Source organism: Gordonia sp. YC-XJ4, assembly GCF_059511865.1.
Genome location: NZ_CM183447.1, coordinates 5046601 through 5064536 on the forward strand (window position 1 = coordinate 5046601; position 17936 = coordinate 5064536).

Genomic DNA, 17936 nt, shown 5'->3' on the forward strand with positions numbered 1-17936 from the left:
CCTGGCGCGGTGGTGCAGATCACCGACTTTTCTGCGCTATGACACATATCACCGATAATTGTGTTCGCGCGATAGTTGCGTCCCCGTTAGCATTTTCGGGTGTCCACTTCGATCGATTCCGCGTGCCGCGCACTGCACGAGTTCCTGGATCGACTGACCTGCCTGAGCAAGGCCGCCGCCGTCGACGACCTCGCCACCACCGACCTCACCTTCTCCCAGATCCGGGTGTTGTTCGTCGCCGGTGAGGCCCAGGTGCCGATGTCCGTCCACGAGATCGCCGAGGCCATCGGCTTGTCGCTGGCCGCGACCGGCAGGACCGTCGACCGCCTCGTGCGGCTCGGATTCGTCGATCGCCGCGAGGACCCCGCCGACCGGCGCGTCAAACGCGTCAGCCTCACCGCGGTCGGCCGGCACCTCGTCGACGAACAGCTCAGCGTGCGCCAGGAGATCATCAGCGACTTCGTCGCCGGCCTGCCCGCCGAACACCGTGACGCGTTGACCGATGCGCTGCGACCCATCGTCGACGCCGACACCGATTACTTCGACCTGACCCACCCCACTCTCGACACCCATCGGACCCACGACCAGAAAGTGCACTCATGACGAGTTCCACCTCCGCCGGCGGGACGGCCCACGCCGGCCCACCGGACACCAAACTCGACCGGCACGTGCTGACCGTTGCCGGCGTCGTCGTGCTCGGCGCCATCATGTCGATCCTCGACGTGACCGTGGTGTCGGTGGCGCAGAACACCTTCCAGGAGACCTTCAACACCAACGCCGCGGGCGCCGCGTGGACGATGACCGGCTACACGCTGGCGCTGGCCGCGGTCATCCCGCTCTCGAGCTGGGCCGCGGCACGATTCGGCACCAAGAAGGTCTACATGACCTCGCTGGTGCTGTTCCTCATCGGTTCCGCACTGTGTGCGGTCGCCTGGAACATCGGTTCGCTGGTGGCCTTCCGCGTCGTCCAGGGACTCGGCGGTGGCCTGCTGATGCCGATCGGCATGATGATCCTCACCAAGGCCGCCGGCCCCGAACGCGTCGGCTCGGTGATGGCCGTCCTCGGTATCCCGATGCTGTTGGGCCCCATCGCCGGACCCATCCTCGGCGGTCTGCTCATCGAGAAGGCCAGCTGGCACTGGGTGTTCCTGATCAACGTCCCGATCGGCCTGGTCGCCCTCGTCTACGCCTGGCTCGTGCTGCGCGACGACGAGGAGAAACAGCGCCCGACAATCGATTTCGTCGGATTGTTGATGCTCTCACCGGGTCTGGCGTTGTTCCTCTACGGCATCTCCTCGTCCACCGACGCCGGCACCTTCATGGACACGAAGGTGCTCGTCACCACGATCATCGGCGCCGTGCTGATCATCGCATTCATCTTCCACGCGCTGCGCGCGAAGAATCCGCTGCTGGATCTGCGCCTGTTCAAGAACAAGACGCTGGCCATCGCGGTGGTCACGATGACCACCTTCATGATCGCGTTCTTCGGTGCGGCACTGCTCTATCCGCAGTACTTCATCGGTGTTCGCGGCGAGTCCACCTTGATGGCCGGCCTGCTGCTCGCCCCGCAGGGTCTCGGCGCGATGCTCACCATGCCCATCGCCGGGCGCCTGACCGACAAGATGGGTCCGGGCAAGTTCGTCCTCGGCGGTATCGTGCTGATCTTCTGCGGCATGGGCTATTTCGTCTTCCTCGGCGCCGACACCCCCTACTGGGCGGTGTGCCTGGCGTTGTTCGTCCAGGGTCTGGGCATGGGTATGACGATGATGCCGATCATGTCCGCGGCGCTGGCCACCCTGAACAACAAGCAGGTTCCCGACGGTTCGACGCTGATGAACGTGGTGCAGCAGACCGCGTCGTCGATCGGTACCGCGGTGATCTCGGTGGTCCTGGCCAACATGTTCAAGTCGCATCCCGAGTCGCTGCTCGCGATCAGCTCCAATGCCGCACCGGAGAAGTACGCGCAGGCCGTGCAGGCGAGCGCCAACACCCCCGCCGCGCTTCCGGCGAACCCGCCGGATCAGTGGTTCTCCTGGGCGGCCGAAGCCTTCGGTACCACGTTCATCGTGGCGACGGTATTGGTCGCGGTGACCGTGATCCCCGCGATCTTCCTGCCCCGTAAGAAGATCGCCTCCCCGCTCGTCGAAGAGGACATGGATCGCACGCCGACGCTGCTGCACTGAGCGTCCACGGCACCAACGCACCAGGCCCGCACCCGATCATCTCGGGTGCGGGCCTCGTGCATTCGGCGGCCCGGGCCGCTGCAGCGATGAGTTCTGAACGCCGCGCCGGTCTGTCCCCGCATGAGCACACTGGTACTGAAGATGTCGATGTCGTTGGACGGTTTCATCGCCGGCCCCGACGGTGAGATGGACTGGGCCATGGCCGCACGCAGCGACGACTCGACCGCCTGGGTGCTGCGCACCCTGCAGGAGGCCGACGTACACCTGATCGGGCGGGGATTCCACGACGGGGTCGCCGCCTTCTGGTCGTCGGCGCAGGGGCCGATGGCCGCGGCGATGAACGACACCCCGAAGGTCGTCGCGTCGCACTCCCTGTCGGCAGAAGCGGCACCGCCACCGGGCGGTTTTCCGTTCGCGGGAGCGGGCACGTGGGAATCGCCCTACCTCGCCGGCGGCGACCTCATCACCGACGTCGAACGTCTGAAGGAACACACCGCAGGCGTCGTCCTCGTCAACGGTGGGGTGCGCTTCGCCCGCAGCCTCGTCTCGCTCGGACTCGTCGACGAATACCGGCTGGTGATCGCACCGATCGCATTGGGTCGCGGGCAGCCGCTGTTCAGCGACCTCACGCAACCACTCGACCTCGATCTCATCGACACCGCCGTCTTCGACGGTGGGATCGTCGCGCAGACCCTGGTGCCGAAGACTACGGCGTGACGGCTCCGGTCTGCTGGAGAATCCATGCGATCTCGAAGGCGACCTCTTCCCACTGCTTGTAGCGTCCGGAGACACCGCCGTGGCCCGCCGACATCTCGGTCTTCAGCAGGATCGGATTGTCCGAGGTACTCAACTCCTGCAGGCGGGCAACCCATTTCGCCGCCTCGGTGAACAGCACGCGGGTGTCGTTGAGCGAGGTCTGGGCGAGGATCGCGGGGTACGGGAGCGCCTCGACGTTCTCGTACGGCGAGTACGACTTCATGTACTCGTAGACCGTCGGATCGTGCAGCGGGTCGCCCCATTCGTCCCATTCGATGACCGTCAACGGCAGCGACGGGTCGAGGATCGAGTTGAGGGCATCGACGAACGGCACCGAGGCGAGGATCCCGTGGAAGAGCTCCGGGGCCAGATTGGCCACCGCACCCATGAGCAGTCCACCGGCCGAACCGCCCTCGGCGACCATCTGTTCCGACGTCGTCCAACCGCGTTCGACGAGATGGCGACCCGAGTCCACGAAGTCGGTGAAGGTGTTCTTCTTGGTGAGCGTCTTGCCGGTCTCGTACCAGTGCCGGCCCATCTCGCCGCCGCCGCGCACATGGGCGAGGACGAAGACCACACCGCGATCGAGCATCGACAGTCGTGACACCGAGAACGACGGGTCGAAACTCGCCTCGTAGGAGCCGTATCCGTAGAGCAGCAACGGGGCCGGCGCCGCACCCTCGTCGCCGGGTGCCGCCACCGACTTGTGGCGCACGATCGACAACGGGATCTCGGTACCGTCGGCGGCGGTGGCCCATTCGCGCGACTGCACGTAGTCCTCGGGGCGGAAGTCGCCGAGGACGGGCTGACGCTTGAGCAGGATGCGCTCGCCGGTGGTCACGTCGAGCTCGAAGAGTTCCGACGGTTCGATGAAGCTGCCGTACCCGAATCGCAGTCGTGGCGTGGCCCATTCGCGGTTGCCGCCGAGGCCGAGGGAGAACAGCTCCTGCGCGACGGCGACCTCGATGAAGTCCTCGGCGACCGGGATGCCGTCGATCCGCCGGAGATCGGCGATGGCCACCCGCGGCAGGGCGTCGGCGCGGTAGCTGAGCACGAGATAGTCGCGGAACGCATCGACGTCCTCGATCCGGAAGCCGCGCCGATGCCCGATGAACTCGGTTCGGGCGGCCGGATCGTCGACGGGGGCGATGTCGACGGCGAAGTCCTCGGCCTTCTCACCGTCACGAACATCGTTGTGCACGATCAGGAAATAGTCGGTGCCGGCGATCTCGGCGTGTTCGACGTTGTATTCCACGCCGTCGACCCGGGGTGCGACGCTGCGGAATTCGCCGGTGGGGTCGTCGGCGGACAGGACGAAACACTCGGAGGTGATCTTGGAGCCGACGGCGATCACCAGGTACTTGTCACTGCGGGTCGATCCCATGCCGACCCAGTAGCGTTCGTCGGGCTCGTGGAAGACCTTGACGTCAGGGGTGCCGGCGCCGATGTCGTGGCGCCACACCGTGTCCGGACGCCACGCGGCGTCGACGGTCTGGTAGAAGACGTGTTTGGTGTCGGTCGACCACACGGCCCCGCCCGCGGTGTCGGCGATGACGTCGGGCAACAGCTCCCCGGTCCGAAGGTCCTTGAATCGCAACGTGTACCGCTCGTCGCCGACCACGTCGGTGCTGTAGGCCAACCAGTTGCCGTCGTGACTGACCGTCAGCGCACCGACGCTGAAGAAGTCGTGACCCTCGGCCTCGTCGTTGGCGTCGAAGAGCACCTCCTCACCCGGCAGCGGCGCATCCTCGGACACCGTCGGCGGTGTCCAGTCGTCGGGATCGACGATGGGGCAACGGCATTGCATCGCATACTGTTTGCCCTCAAGGGTGCGCGCGTAGTACCAGTACTCACCGCGCCGCGACGGCACCGACATGTCGGTTTCCTTGGTGCGCGAGCGGATCTCGTCGAAGATCGTCGCCCGCAGATCCGCCAGCGCGGCGGTGTGGGCCTCGGTGTAGGCGTTCTGCGCCTCGAGGTAGGCGATCACCTCGGGGTCGTCCTTGTCGCGCAACCACTCGTAGTTGTCGATGACGGTGTCGCCGTGATGGATTCGCTCGAGGGGAACCTTCTTCGCCACCGGCGCGGCGATGGTGGCGGCCACCTCGCCGGTGTTGCCCACGGCGTCGGTGTCGGCTGCTGCTGCGTCGGTCACGTGACTCCTATCCTTGCGGCCAGTCGGCGAAGGATTTCTGCGAAATCCATTCGTAGGCCTCGATGTATCGTTGCCGGGTGCGTGTCACCACGTCGGCGGGAAGGGCGGGTGGGGTCGCATCGGAGGCGCGATCCCAGCCGGATTCCGGTGAGGTCAGCCAGTTGCGGACGATCTGCTTGTCGAAGCTCGGCTGCACCCGACCCGGGGTATAGCCGGCGGCCTCCCAGTAGCGCGAGGAGTCCGGCGTGAGCACCTCGTCGGCGAGGACCAGTGACCCGTCGGTCTCGCGTCCGAACTCGAACTTGGTGTCGGCCAGGATGATTCCGCGTTGTGCGGCGAGTTCGGCGCCGCGCCGGTAGATGTCGAGGGTCGTGCGGCGAAGATCGTCGGCCAACTCGGCCCCGACCTGCGCGGCGACGGCCTCGAAGCTGATGTTCTCGTCGTGGTCGCCCTGTTCGGCCTTGGTGGCCGGGGTGAAGATCGGTTCCGGCAGCTTGTCGGCCTCCTCGAGGCCGTCGGGCAATGCCACCCCGCACACCGCGCCGGTGGCTCGATAGTCGATCAGCCCGGAGCCGGTGAGGTAGCCGCGGGCCACACATTCCACCGGCACCATCGGCAGCTTGCGCACCACCATCGAGCGGCCCACACACCCGTCGGGGATGCGCTCGTCGGTCGGTCCGCCCGCCAGGTGATTCGGCACGCCGAGCGCATCGAACCAGTAGAAGCTCATGGCGGTCAGGATGGCACCCTTGTCCGGTATCGCCGGGCTCAGGATGTGGTCGTAGGCCGAGATGCGATCGCTGGCCACCATCAGCAGGGTGTCGTCGTCGATCTGATAGATCTCGCGGACCTTGCCGGAGGCGAGAAAGGTGTACGAGTCGAGAGCCGGACGCATGCCCTCGACCATAGTGTGCGCAGGTCGGTAGGGGCAGTCTGGGTGGCCGGCAGTCTGGGTGGCCCCGCAGCTCGGGGGGGATCCGGCTCGGGGTGATCTGGCAGTCTGGGTCGTCATGGGCGCACCGCAGATCACCATCACCTACTGCACGCAATGCAATTGGTTGTTGCGGGCCAACTGGATGGCGGCGGAACTGCTGTCGACCTTCGGCACCGACCTCGGCTCGGTCACCCTGCGCCCGGGCACCGGCGGTGTCTTCGTCATCGAGGCCGACGGCGAGCGGATCTGGGAACGCAAGCGCGACGGCGGTTTTCCCGACGCCGCCGAACTCAAACGCCGCGTCCGTGATTCGGTGCTGCCCGACTGGTCGTTGGGGCACGCCGACCGTACGCCCGCCGATCCCGACGCGGGCTAGCCACAATACCGTTCAGTTAAGCGGGTCGGTTGTGTAGATCGGTGACTGTGTCGGTTGCGGCCAGGAGGCGTGGTGAGCGCGTTTGACGTGCCATTTCACGTATTTGCGTTTGACGACGCGTGGGTTGGCTCGTCGTCGACGTGCGGGGTTGAGTCTGCGTGTGAGGCGAGTGAGGAAGGTGAGCCAGCTGCGGCTGGTGGTGTCAGGGTCGTGAGGGGGGAAAGTCGCCCTGGTGGGCGACCGATTGGCGGGTAATCCTCAGTGCGGCAACGAAACTGACCCTGTCGGGGTCGTGGCCGGCGTGACCGGCGGCCTCGACCATCAACGACCGGATCGCATAGTGACAACACAGATGCCCCCAAATCTCCTGCAGCACAAGATCAGGAGACTTCGAACGCAGCACGGTACGGGGCCCGCGCTGGTGGGTTTTCAGCTCATCGAAGGCAATCTCGATCTCCCACCGCTCGGTATAGGCCGCAGCCAACTCGACCGCACCGACTTCGTCAGGGTCCAGGATCGTGGTCAGCAACCGATAGTGGTCGGCGTTCTCCCGGCCGTCATCGATGGTGTAGTCGATCACCCGCACCAGCATCGGCTCAGCGCGCCGCGCCGCGGCCGAATGTGTCTGGTGCAATTCGGCCAGCCACGAGCCATCCGGAAAGTCCTTCACATGTCGTGGTAACGGCCCTGTACCTGAGGTCTTCACCCGCCACAACAGATCCGCGTTGGTCGCTATAGCTTTGCGCCACAACGCATACGAGAACACTCCACGATCAGCCGTGACCAGCATCCCCGGTGTCAGATGCGGTAGCAACGACTCGATCAGCACCGCCTCGGACTGGGCGTAGGTGCCCACCGCGGCGGCGAAAATGGCGTGCGTGCCGCACTCGGCGAGCGCCACCACCCGCGCCATCGGGAACGCCGCCCGCTCACCCTTGTTCACCCCGGGCCGCCCGAAATACTCATCGTTGACCGGCGTGTCGGCGACATCAAGACACGTCCCATCCACAGCAACCAGCCGCCGCCCCGCCAACCACACCCCAGGCGTCGATTCCCGCCCCAACGGCACTGCGACCCGCTCAAACAACGCCTTCATCGGCGCCGACCCCAGACGAGACCGCGCCTGAAAGATCGCCGACTTCCCCGGAACGCGATAGGACTCCTCCCACCCCGACGCCCACGACAAACCATCCGTGAGCTGGGATAACACATCCTCATACGAGCCCTCGGCATACAACGCCATCCCGATCGAGAAATACGCCATCACCCGCGCCGGCAACGCCCGATGACGCACCTCGGTCCGGCCCGCCGCTGCGATCACCTCGTCCACCACATCCGGCGGAAACGTCCGCGTCAACACGCCCACCGACACCACATCCGACAACCGACGATCCGACTCAGGCTTCACCCACCCAGCACGAAGCATACCCTACAAACTACACCCATGTAACCTTAACTGAACGGTATTGGGGCTAGCCACGGGCTGCTCACCCGGACCGGCGAGTCAGTCGAGACAAAACTCGTTGCCCTCCGGATCGGCCATCACGAGGTGCCCGCCCGCCAGCGGCGGCGCCGGTTCGTGCCGGGCGAGCCGCCGGGCGCCCAGGTCGATCAGTTCGGCACATCGACGCTCGAGCGCGGCCATCCGCTCCTCGCCCGACAAGCCGGGGGCCGCCCGAACACAGAGGTGGACGCGGTTCTTGACGGTCTTGCCCTCGGGCACCTTCTGGAAGAAGACGCGCGGCCCCGCGCCTGCCGGATCGACCAGCGCCGAGGCGTCGTTGCGCTGATCCTCGGCGATGCCCATCGCCGAGAGCGCGTCGTCCCACGTGGCGAAGCCCGGCGGCGGGGGCGCGAGCCGATAGCCGAGGACCTCGGCCCAGAACGCGGACAGCGCTGCCGGGTCCGCACAGTCGAAGGTCACCTGGAAGTCGATACTCATGCCGACATGGTTCCCCACACCGCGGACAGCCAGTGTCCTCGTTACAGAATCGGCGCCGGGGTGTAGGCCGCTGCCTGCGGGTTCTCGGCGATGATCTTCTCGGCGGCGGCGATGACGTCGGCGACCTGGCGGCCCGCCGCACCGACGAAGGCTTCCTTGTCGTCGAGCAATGCGTCGAGCTGTGCCCGGTCGAGCGGGATGCGGTCGTCGGCGGCGAGCCGGTCGAGCAGATCGGGTTCGCGCCCCTCCTCGCGCATGGCCAGTGCCACGGCGACGGCGTTCTCCTTGATCGCCTCGTGCGCGGTCTCACGCCCGACGCCCGCGCGTACCGACGCCATCAACACCTTGGTGGTGGCCAGGAACGGCAGGTAGCGGTCGAGTTCGTTGGCGATCACGGCCGGATAGGCGCCGAATTCGGCGAGCACGGTCAAGAACGTCTCCATCAGGCCGTCGATGGCGAAGAAGGCGTCGGGCAGCGCCACGCGACGCACCACCGAGCAGAAGACGTCGCCCTCGTTCCACTGCGCGCCGGCGAGCTCGGCGGTCATCGACGCGTAGCCGCGCAGCACCACGGCCAGGCCGTTGACCCGCTCGCAGGAGCGGGTGTTCATCTTGTGCGGCATCGCCGACGACCCGACCTGGCCGGGCTGGAAACCCTCGGTGACCAGCTCGTGTCCGGCCATCAGCCGGATCGTGTGGGCCAGCGACGACGGTGCCGCGGCCACCTGGACGAGTGCGGAGACGACGTCGTGATCGAGGGAGCGCGGGTATATCTGCCCGACCGAGGTGAACGACCGGGAGAACCCGAGATGCCCGGCGACCCGCGACTCGAGGTCGGCGAGCTTGCCGGCGTCCCCGCCGAGCAGGTCGAGCATGTCCTGGCTGGTACCCATCGGCCCCTTGATGCCGCGCAGCGGATAGCGGTCGATGAGTTCGGTGAGTCGGGTCAGCGCGATCATCAACTCGTCGGCGGCCGACGCGAATCGCTTGCCCAGCGTCGTCGCCTGCGCGGCCACGTTGTGGCTGCGTCCGGCCATCACCAGCGACGAATACTGCGCGGCGCGTTCGACGAGCCGCGCGAGCACGGCGACACCATGGGCGTGGACGTGACGCAGCGACTGCAGGATCTGCAGCTGCTCGACGTTCTCGGTGAGGTCGCGGCTGGTCATCCCCTTGTGGATCTGCTCGTGACCGGCGAGCGCGTTGAACTCCTCGATCCGCGCCTTGACGTCGTGGCGGGTGATGCGTTCACGCTCGGCGATGGACCCGAGGTCGATGTCGTCGACGACCCGTTCGTAGTCGTCGATGGCGTTGTCGGGCACGTCGATCCCGAGGTCGCGCTGGGCCCGCAGGACCGCGATCCAGAGTCCGCGTTCGGCGGCGATCTTGTTGGTCGCCGACCAGATCTCGACCAGATCGGTCGACGCATAGCGGCTCGCGAGGACGTTGCTGATGACAGGTTTCGACACGTCAACAGTGTAGTTTGCGGGCCGCCGGCGTCTTTACAGGGCGAAGCACAGGCCCCCGGAGCCGTACCCCTGGTGCACCCGGGCGATGGTGATCGGCGACGTGACGCCGTTCTGCACCGCATAGAGCATCCGGTCGCCGAGTCGGCGCGGCGTCCAGTTGACCGTCGCGATCAGTTGATACGCGGGCGCTCTGCCGATGAAGATCGGGGCGAATCCCTGGCGCTGCTCGTAGAAGGAGACCATGCCCACGGAGTTGACCGGCACCGTCAGGTTGTACGTGCAGCCGGTGCCGTAGACCACCGAGGAGAACGGCACACCCGCGTCGACCGGCCCGGTCGGTGCCGCCGACGCCGACCCGGTCCCCGCCAGTACCCCGGCGACCACCGCCGTACCCGCCACCAGCGATGCAGCCCACCGGCGTATCGCACCCTTACGCTCCCCCATGACTCACCTTTCTCTCCCCGACCCCTGATTTCGGTTGCAGGTCTTCACATTTGCGGTGCCAGGATGTCGACTACACCGTTCAGCGCCGCGCGTGCGGCTTCGAACGGCGAGGTCTCGGCACAGCCCAGGGTGCCCACGACGGCACCGTCCTCGACCGCGATCAACCAACCGACGTGATGCGGGTCGGAGCGACGGCCGGATTTCTCGAGAACCTCTGCGTGCATCGCCGAGACGTGGTGCCTGCGCTCCTCGACGACGTCGCGCAGTAGCGGATACCGGGGCGCGAGCGCGATCAGTTCGTAGCGTGCGGCGAGATCCTCGATGGGGGTCTGCGCCCCGATGAAGACCTCCGACAGCGCTTCCGCGGTCGCCCCGACACCGCGCCGACGCCGGGTCAACGCCGCTCCTCGGGCCGCGATCGCCTCGTCGGCACTACGGGTGACATACATGGCGGCCTCGGCCATCAGGTCTTCCAGCGAGGCGAAGTAGTAGGTCGTCGAGGCCAGTGGCAGGTTGGCCCGGTCGGCGACCGCACGATGCCGGACGGCGTCGAAACCCCCTTCGAGCAGGAGCGCACCGGCGGCCTCGATGAGTCGAGTCCGCCGCCTCGTTCCCTTCGGGGTGGCGGCCGATGTCATGGCGACCATGCTGCCAGGGTGACCTGGGTCACCACCCCTTTTTCGGCGGATCAGCCACCGCGAAGGACCGGTCGTTCGATCACCTGACAGATGGGGCAACAGTGCCGATTCCGGCACTAGCGTGACCCGCATGGATCTCGACGGTTTGCGCGCTGTCGCCAATTGCGGCGCCTGGTATGCCGGACTGCGCCGCGTCGCGCTGGATACCTACCTCACCCAGCACCTCGGCAGCTACACATCTGCCGTCGAGGGCACCACGGTGGTCTTCGCCGCAACCACCGAGCCGCGCCGGCGGATCTGCGCCCACCGATCACCGGTGGCCTCGGTACGCCGTGCCGGAGCGTCGGGCTGGGTGATCCGGTGGGCCTGGGCCGGCACCTCCCCCGACCTGCCGACCGATCTCCGTCTGGCCGAGCTGCGCCGCGCGGGCGAACGCCTCGGCGTTGCCGCACTGATCTCCCCGGAACTGAGCGTGCCCGGCACCGGCGGCCCGGATTCGGAGCGCGCGGATCTGATCGCCGCGACCCTCGGTGCCGTTGCCGCCCAACTGAGCGGCGCGGGACCGGTCGTGCGCATCGACGACGCCGACGGCGGGTTCGAGATCGTCCAGGTGACCGGCCTGCCACTTGCCGAACCGACCTTCTCCGACCTCGTCGCGACGCTGCCCACACTTCTCGGCGAGGTGGCCGTCGGCGATCATCGCGTGGCCCTGCACGGCTTGGCGGTCCGGCTCGGTTGGCACGTGATGTGGCAGCGCCCCAACGAGATCGCGACCCCGGCCGGTGCGGCTTCCGACATCTCGCAGTGCGTCCTCACCGACCAGAGATCGAGCCTGGCGTTGTCCTTCGACGTGAACGGCCGCCCGCTGGAGCGCGCCCTGCCCGCCTGACCCACCCCTTGCGGTTCGATACCCCCCTGGGTATATTCGTCGTCACCGACCAATACCCCCAGGGGTATCTGACGATGCGAGGGAGAATTCTCCGTGGACTCGACCGACCACTCCACCACCGTTGCCGACGACCCTGCACCCGCGGCGGCAGACGACACCCGGCCCGGCCCGATGGGACACCTCGGGGTCTGGACCGCGACGCACCGCCGGTGGGTGTTCGGCATCTGGTTCCTGCTCGTCATCGGCCTCGGTACGGCGGCGCCGAGTGCGTTCGGTTCCCTGGCCGGCGCCGGATGGCAGGCCAACGGATCGGAGTCGGTGCAGGTCCGCGAGCTCGCACAACAACACTTCGGCGGCAACTCGTCGGCTGCGGTCCAGGTGGTGATCCACTCCGACGACCACCAGGTCACCGACCCGGCGGTCGGGCACGTGATCGCCGAGATCACCGGGATCGCGCGCAGCGACCCGCGGTTCGGTCCGGTCATCGCCCCGACACCGGGAATGACCGTCAGCCGCGACGGCCACACCGCGATCGTCATCATCGGCGCCGCTGCCGACACCGACGCGATGGTCAAGGCGGTCGATGATCACAAGGCCGCACTGACCGGACTGTCGGGCAACGGGATCCAGGTGTATCCGACGGGGGCCTCGGCGCTGTGGAGCGACTTCAACAAGGCCAATCACGAGGCGATGATCAAGGCCGAGATGTTCTCCTGGCCGATCACGCTGGCGATCATGGTGATCGCGTTCGGTTCGCTCATGGCCGCGGGGCTTCCCCTGCTGTTGACCATCGCCGGACTCGTCGCCTCGGCCGGTGGCCTGGTGCTGCTGAACACGCTCACCCCGATCTCGGTGTGGGCCATGAACTTCGCGATGATGTTCGCCCTGGCGCTCGGTATCGACTATGCACTGTTCATGGTGTCGCGCTTTCGCGCGGCGATCGCGCTACGCGAGACACCCGAACAAGCGGTTGCCGAGACCATGGAGACCGCGGGCAAGGCAGTGCTGCTCTCGGGTCTGACGGTGCTGGTAAGTTTGTCCGCGGTGCTGATGGTCCCGGCACCCGCGGTGCGCACGATGGCCGTCGGGATCATGCTCGCCGTCGTCTTCGTCCTCGCGGCCACCATGACCCTGCTGCCGTCAGTGTTGTCGGCCCTGGGCAGCAAGGTCAATGCCGGCTCGCTGCCGTGGGCGAAGAAGCAGGAGCACCGGTCGCACCGTTTCGGGCGCTGGGGAGAGCTGCTGCATCGTCACCCGTGGCCGTTCGCCGTCGTCTCGCTCGCCATCCTGATCCTGTTGGCGCTGCCGGTGCTGGGATTGAAGGTCGCAATGCCGTCGATCACCGTCGTTCCCGACGACGCGCCGGTCCGCCAGGGCTATCAGATCGTCGCCGACAACATGGGTCCCGGCGCCCCCGGTGCACTGCAGATCATCGTTGCCACCCCGGACGCTCCGGCAACGGCCACCGCAGCCGCACAGACGCCCGGTATCGCCATGGTCACGCCGGCCCAGGCCGCACCGGACAACTCGGGATATTCGATGCTGCAAGCGATTCCGTCGGTCGATCCGTCCGCGCCGGAAATGGCCGGCATACTCACCGATCTGCGTGACCGGGTTCCTGCGAGCGCCCTCGTCGGTGGCGTCGCGGCGGAGAACCTCGATCTACAGGACGCGCTGAACACGTGGTTCCCGGTGATCGTTGCCGTCATCCTGTCACTGGGCTTCCTGCTTCTGCTGGTCGCATTGCGAGCCCCGGTGATCGCGTTGCTGGGAACCCTGGTCAGCTTGCTGTCGACGGGCGCGGCCTTCGGTGTCGCCACGCTGATCTTCCAGGACGGGCACGGTTCGGGTCTGCTCGGCTTCACCCCGCAGGGCTTCCTCGACGGCTGGGGTCCGGTGTTCTTCTTCGCGATGATCTTCGCGATCGCGATGGACTACACCGTCTTCCTTTTGGCGACCGCCAAGGAGCACTACGAGCGCACGGGTGATCCGCGGACCGCGCAGGTCGACGGACTCGCCTACTCCGGTCGCATCATCTTCGCGGCCGCCGCGGTGATGGTGGCGGTGTTCTTCACCTTCGCACTGGCCCAACCACTCCCACCCAAGGAGATGGGCATCATCCTGGGCGTCGCGGTCCTGCTCGATGCCACACTGATCCGCCTCGTGCTGCTTCCGGTGCTCCTGCGGATCACCGGTCATGGGGCCTGGTGGACGCCCCGATGGCTCGATCGGCTGCTGCCGACGATCTCGTTCGGCCATTGACACCTCCTCCGAGGTATACCCCGAGGGGTATCATGGGTGTCGGCACATCCACAGCGAAGGGAACCCACATGGTCGGCGACGAAGAAGCAATCGCGGTCGTACTCAACCGACTCCGCAGGGCACACGGCCAACTCGCCGGTGTCATCGCGATGATCGAACAGGGTCGCGACTGCAAGGACGTGGTCACGCAGCTCGCCGCGGTGTCCAAGGCACTCGACCGGGCGGGTTTCAAGATCGTCGCCACCGGCCTGCGTGAATGTATCGCCGGCGACGAACCCACCGGCGAACCCATGACCACCGATCAACTGGAAAAGCTGTTCCTCGCACTCGCCTGACCACGAGTCGGGTCACACGAGTGCGAGGACGAGAGAAAGGAATCCCGATGGATCTGGCCATCGCCACCACACTGCCCGACACGAGCTTCGACGAGGCGGTGACGCGCACCCGAGAAGCACTGTCGGAACAGGGTTTCGGCGTGCTCACCGAGATCGACGTGACCGCGACGCTGAAGGCCAAACTCGGCGAGGACATGGAACGTTACCTGATTCTCGGCGCCTGCAATCCGCCGCTCGCCCACGCCGCACTCGGCGTCGACCGGCAGATCGGTCTGCTGCTGCCGTGCAATGTGGTGGTCCGCGAGGACACCTCGCGCGCGGGTTCGATCATCGTCGAGGCGATGAATCCCGACCTGATGGTCGCCGTCGCGGACGCCCCCGGGCTCCCCGACGTCGCCGCGACCGCCACCACGAAACTGCGCGCGGCCATCGATGCACTGAACAGCGCGGTGGCCTCATGAACGCCTCGCCCACAACCGTTCCCGATGTCGGCGACGTCGAGATCTACGTCGATCCGGCTTGCCCGTTCGCCTGGGCCGCATCCCGGTGGTTGGCCGGCGTGGCCGAGCGCCGGGGCGTACCCGCCACCTGGCGGCCGATGAGCCTGGCCGTCCTCAACGAGGACCGCGAGGTCGGCGGCGCCCACGCCGAGCGGATGATCGTCTCACGCCGGACCGGCCGGCTTCTGGCCGCCGCCGGAGACGAGGCGATGCGCGAGTTGTACTTCGCACTCGGTCGTCGACTCCACAGCGAGGGGCGCGCGCTGTCGGCGAGCCTGGTGAGCGAGGCACTCCGGGAGTGCGCACTGCCCGCCGATCTCGTTGCCGTGATGGATGATTCCTCCTTGGACGATGCAGTCCGCCGCGCCCACCGGGTCAGTCAGGATGCGCTCGGCGGCACCGGCGGCAGTCCGATCACCGTCTTCGACGGACGCGCCTATTTCGGTCCCGTGCTCACCGGGATTCCCGGCCGCGACGAGGCCGATCGGCTGTTCGACGCACTCACCACCCTCGCCGGAACGGCGGCGTTCGCGCAGGTCGAGCGCCCCCGGTCCGGACCACCCGATGTGGCGGAGGTCGCCTGATGTGTCACGCCGTCCGATGCCGCGACTGCGGCAAGACCACCTGGTCGGGATGCGGCCGCCATGTCGCGCAGGTGAAGGCCTCGGTGCCCGCGGCGCATTGGTGTCCCGGTCATCCCGACGCCCCGCGTCGGGGATTGCTGCGCCGCCGGCGCTGAGCGGGTCCCGGCCCCACTATCGTTGTCGGCGATGCGCCGTGACCGATCCACCCCGACCCGCCTGTCCCGGCGTGGCGTGCTCGGCGGCGGACTCGGCGCACTCGCCATCGGGCTCGCGGCGTGCGCCGACGACACCGTGGCGCTGGAGAACAACCGCGCCGCACTCCCACCGGCGGACGATCTGTTGCCGTCGCCATCCTCGACGATCCCCTCGACGCCGTCGGTCGGCGCCGGCCCGGCCCTGGTCACCGGCACCTTCACCTCGTCTCACATGCTCGGCCGCGACACCGGTTGGGCGGTGGCGCGTCCGGCGGGCGTGAGCGGAACGCTGCCGGTGGTCGTGGTGCTGCACGCGTTGCGCACGGACGAGATGACGATCTTCACCTCGCCACTGGCGATGCACACCGCACTACAGGCCTACGTCGACGCCGGTAACGCGCCGTTCGCCATCGCGGCGGTCGACGGTGCGCGTAACTACTGGCATCGCCGCGCCGACGGCACCGACGGCGCGGCCATGGTGATCGATGAGTTCATCCCGATGCTCTCCGCCCACCCGGATCTCGACGTATCCACCGACCGCATCGGCCTCTACGGCTGGTCGATGGGCGGCTACGGGGCGCTGCGGATCGGTGCGACCCTGGGCGCCCCTCGGGTCGCGGCGATCGCGGTCAGCTCACCGGCACTGTGGGCCGATCCACGCACCTTCCCGCCGCGCGCCTTCGACGATTATGCCGATTACCAACAGAATTCACTGTTCGGTCAGCAGGACGCGTTCCGTCGGATCCCGCTGATGATCGCGGTCGGCTCCAGCGATCAGTTCTTCACCTACACGCGTCAGTGGGCGGCCGGATTGCATCCGCCCGCCGCGTTCACCAGCGGTCCCGGTGGCCACGACAACCGCTACTGGCGCGGCGTCCTACCCGAGCAAATCGAGTTCCTCGGCCGCAGCCTGCAGGCGTGACCCCTCAAAAACCATTGGCGGACAACAGCTACCGGAGGATGGGGTAACAGGAAGACGGGCTACAGGGAGATCCGGCCTTCCAGTGCGGCCAGGCCGATGTCGGTGCGATGATGCGAGCCGGGGAGTTTGACACCGGCGACCCGCTCGTAGGCCTGCGCGCGTGCCGCTGCGAGATCCTCGCCCACGCCGACGATTCCGAGGACTCGTCCACCCGCGGAGACGATGTTGCCCTCCGCGTCGCGTTTGGTACCCGCGTGCAGCACACCGGGTCCCTCGGCGCCGGTGATCACGTCACCGGTTCGCGGGCTCGCCGGATAGTTCTCGGCGGCGATCACCACCACCACGGCGGCACCGTCGGCCCATTCGAGCGGCGGCAGGTCGGCCAGAGTGCCGGTCGCTGTCGCGTTGAGCGCTTGTCCCAGAGGGGATTTCAGCAGGGCGAGGACCGCCTGGGTCTCCGGGTCACCGAAGCGGCAGTTGAATTCGACCACCGCGGGCCCCTGCTCGCCGATCGCGAGCCCCGCGTACAGCAGCCCGCTGAACGGGCAACCCCGCCGCACCATCTCGGCGGCGACGGGCTCGACGACCTCGGTGACGATTCGGGCGGTGACCTCTTCGGGCAACCACGGCAACGGCGTATAGGCGCCCATGCCACCGGTGTTGGGGCCGGCGTCGCCGTCGCCGACGCGCTTGTGGTCCTGGGCGGGGATCAGTGGCACCACGGTCTCGCCGTCGACCAGGCAGAACAGCGAAACCTCGGGGCCGTCCAGGAAGCTCTCCAGGAGCACCGGGTGACCGCTTTCCAGGCATTCGGCGGCATGGTCGCGCGCCGCGGCCCGGTCGGTGGTCACCACGACGCCCTTGCCGGCGGCCAGTCCGTCGTCCTTGACCACCCAGGTCGGCCCGAAGCGATCGAGCGCGGCGTCGAGGTTCGCCGGGTTGTCGACGACCTCGGCGTGGGCCGTGCGCACCCCGGCCGCGGCCATCACGTCTTTGGCGAATGCCTTGGACCCCTCGATCCGGGCGGCGTCGGCGCCGGGGCCGAATGTCGCAAAACCCGCCGCGCGCAAGGCGTCCGCGACGCCGAGCACCAGCGGCACCTCGGGGCCGATGACCACCAGGTTGGCGGCGACGGTCCGCGCCAGGGCGACCACCTCGTCGGCCGAGGCCACGTCGACGCCGTGGTTGGTGGCGATCGCCGCCGTGCCGGCATTGCCGGGCGCGACGTGGAGTTCGGTGACCGACGGGTCGTCGGCGAGACCGAGGAGCAGGGCATGTTCGCGGCCGCCCGAGCCGATCACGAGTACGCGCACGTACATGACTCTAATTCGTCGGGACCCGGCCGGTCCGCGC

Annotated in this window: 19 protein-coding genes; 11 read left to right on the top strand and 8 right to left on the bottom strand. The window is 67.5% G+C overall.

Features of this window, described 5'->3' with window-relative positions; all coding sequences use genetic code 11:
* The first annotated feature begins 99 nt into the window (after positions 1–99).
* The 3 genes from AC5ZH6_RS22410 (at position 100) to AC5ZH6_RS22420 (ending at position 2900) form a co-directional block, all read left to right on the top strand.
* Complete coding sequence (locus tag AC5ZH6_RS22410) at positions 100–603, top strand: MarR family winged helix-turn-helix transcriptional regulator (RefSeq protein ID WP_288337679.1); 504 nt, start codon at positions 100–102, stop codon at positions 601–603.
* Entirely contained in the window at positions 600–2183 is a 1584-nt protein-coding gene (locus tag AC5ZH6_RS22415) for a DHA2 family efflux MFS transporter permease subunit (RefSeq protein ID WP_288337678.1), read from the top strand. Before AC5ZH6_RS22410 ends, AC5ZH6_RS22415 begins: the two co-directional genes overlap by 4 nt.
* A 120-nt stretch (positions 2184–2303) precedes the next feature.
* Positions 2304–2900: a dihydrofolate reductase family protein gene (locus tag AC5ZH6_RS22420; protein WP_288337677.1), complete on the top strand. Its 597-nt coding sequence runs from the start codon at positions 2304–2306 to the stop codon at positions 2898–2900.
* Here the strand turns inward: AC5ZH6_RS22420 and AC5ZH6_RS22425 are convergent.
* Both AC5ZH6_RS22425 and AC5ZH6_RS22430 read right to left on the bottom strand, forming a co-directional pair.
* On the bottom strand, positions 2890–5094 hold the full coding sequence (locus AC5ZH6_RS22425; protein WP_288337676.1) for a S9 family peptidase: 2205 nt from the start codon (positions 5092–5094) through the stop codon (positions 2890–2892). The two genes, AC5ZH6_RS22420 and AC5ZH6_RS22425, sit on opposite strands and share 11 nt — an antisense overlap.
* Before the next feature lie 7 nt (positions 5095–5101).
* Complete coding sequence (locus AC5ZH6_RS22430) at positions 5102–5989, bottom strand: phosphoribosylaminoimidazolesuccinocarboxamide synthase (protein ID WP_288337675.1); 888 nt, start codon at positions 5987–5989, stop codon at positions 5102–5104.
* A 115-nt stretch (positions 5990–6104) separates the two neighbouring features.
* Between AC5ZH6_RS22430 and AC5ZH6_RS22435 the strand changes: the two genes are divergently transcribed.
* Positions 6105–6404, top strand: coding sequence for an Rdx family protein (locus AC5ZH6_RS22435; RefSeq protein WP_288337674.1), 300 nt, complete (start codon positions 6105–6107; stop codon positions 6402–6404).
* Positions 6405–6606: 202 nt separating this feature from the next.
* On the opposite strand, the gene AC5ZH6_RS22440 is transcribed toward AC5ZH6_RS22435, so the two are convergent.
* The 5 genes from AC5ZH6_RS22440 to AC5ZH6_RS22460 all read right to left on the bottom strand — a co-directional run bounded on the left by AC5ZH6_RS22440 (position 6607) and on the right by AC5ZH6_RS22460 (position 10906).
* A complete protein-coding gene (locus tag AC5ZH6_RS22440) occupies positions 6607–7830 on the bottom strand; it encodes an IS4 family transposase (protein ID WP_496167491.1) in 1224 nt (407 codons plus the stop codon).
* A gap of 78 nt (positions 7831–7908) precedes the next feature.
* A complete protein-coding gene (locus tag AC5ZH6_RS22445; protein ID WP_288336494.1) occupies positions 7909–8346 on the bottom strand; it encodes a VOC family protein in 438 nt (145 codons plus the stop codon).
* Between the two features lie 41 nt (positions 8347–8387).
* Positions 8388–9815, bottom strand: coding sequence for an adenylosuccinate lyase (gene purB, locus AC5ZH6_RS22450; RefSeq protein WP_014361461.1), 1428 nt, complete (start codon positions 9813–9815; stop codon positions 8388–8390).
* Between the two features lie 33 nt (positions 9816–9848).
* Entirely contained in the window at positions 9849–10259 is a 411-nt protein-coding gene (locus tag AC5ZH6_RS22455; RefSeq protein WP_006369698.1) for a hypothetical protein, read from the bottom strand.
* Between the two features lie 44 nt (positions 10260–10303).
* Entirely contained in the window at positions 10304–10906 is a 603-nt protein-coding gene (locus AC5ZH6_RS22460; RefSeq protein ID WP_006369697.1) for a TetR/AcrR family transcriptional regulator, read from the bottom strand.
* A 121-nt stretch (positions 10907–11027) separates the two neighbouring features.
* Here AC5ZH6_RS22460 and AC5ZH6_RS22465 point away from each other — a divergent pair, with 121 nt between their 5' ends.
* The 7 genes from AC5ZH6_RS22465 to AC5ZH6_RS22495 all read left to right on the top strand — a co-directional run bounded on the left by AC5ZH6_RS22465 (position 11028) and on the right by AC5ZH6_RS22495 (position 16583).
* On the top strand, positions 11028–11786 hold the full coding sequence (locus tag AC5ZH6_RS22465) for a DUF6882 domain-containing protein (RefSeq protein WP_006369696.1): 759 nt from the start codon (positions 11028–11030) through the stop codon (positions 11784–11786).
* A gap of 171 nt (positions 11787–11957) precedes the next feature.
* Positions 11958–14048, top strand: coding sequence for an MMPL family transporter (locus tag AC5ZH6_RS22470; RefSeq protein WP_496169262.1), 2091 nt, complete (start codon positions 11958–11960; stop codon positions 14046–14048).
* Positions 14049–14116: 68 nt separating this feature from the next.
* Entirely contained in the window at positions 14117–14383 is a 267-nt protein-coding gene (locus tag AC5ZH6_RS22475; protein WP_006369694.1) for a metal-sensitive transcriptional regulator, read from the top strand.
* 47 nt (positions 14384–14430) lie between these two features.
* Entirely contained in the window at positions 14431–14844 is a 414-nt protein-coding gene (locus tag AC5ZH6_RS22480; RefSeq protein WP_265077003.1) for a DUF302 domain-containing protein, read from the top strand.
* A complete protein-coding gene (locus tag AC5ZH6_RS22485) occupies positions 14841–15467 on the top strand; it encodes a mycothiol-dependent nitroreductase Rv2466c family protein (RefSeq protein ID WP_265077004.1) in 627 nt (208 codons plus the stop codon). The genes AC5ZH6_RS22480 and AC5ZH6_RS22485 overlap by 4 nt, the downstream gene beginning before the upstream one ends.
* Positions 15467–15622 carry a DUF8730 family Cys-rich protein gene (locus AC5ZH6_RS22490; RefSeq protein WP_496167844.1) on the top strand — a complete coding sequence of 52 codons (156 nt, stop codon included), beginning with the start codon at positions 15467–15469 and terminating at the stop codon, positions 15620–15622. The genes AC5ZH6_RS22485 and AC5ZH6_RS22490 overlap by 1 nt, the downstream gene beginning before the upstream one ends.
* Before the next feature lie 31 nt (positions 15623–15653).
* Positions 15654–16583 (top strand): alpha/beta hydrolase, encoded by a 930-nt coding sequence (locus AC5ZH6_RS22495; RefSeq protein WP_265077005.1) that lies wholly within the window; start codon positions 15654–15656, stop codon positions 16581–16583.
* Between the two features lie 59 nt (positions 16584–16642).
* Here AC5ZH6_RS22495 and purD read toward each other — a convergent pair whose 3' ends face one another.
* Complete coding sequence (gene purD / locus AC5ZH6_RS22500) at positions 16643–17896, bottom strand: phosphoribosylamine--glycine ligase (RefSeq protein ID WP_265077006.1); 1254 nt, start codon at positions 17894–17896, stop codon at positions 16643–16645.
* Positions 17897–17936: the final 40 nt, after the last annotated feature.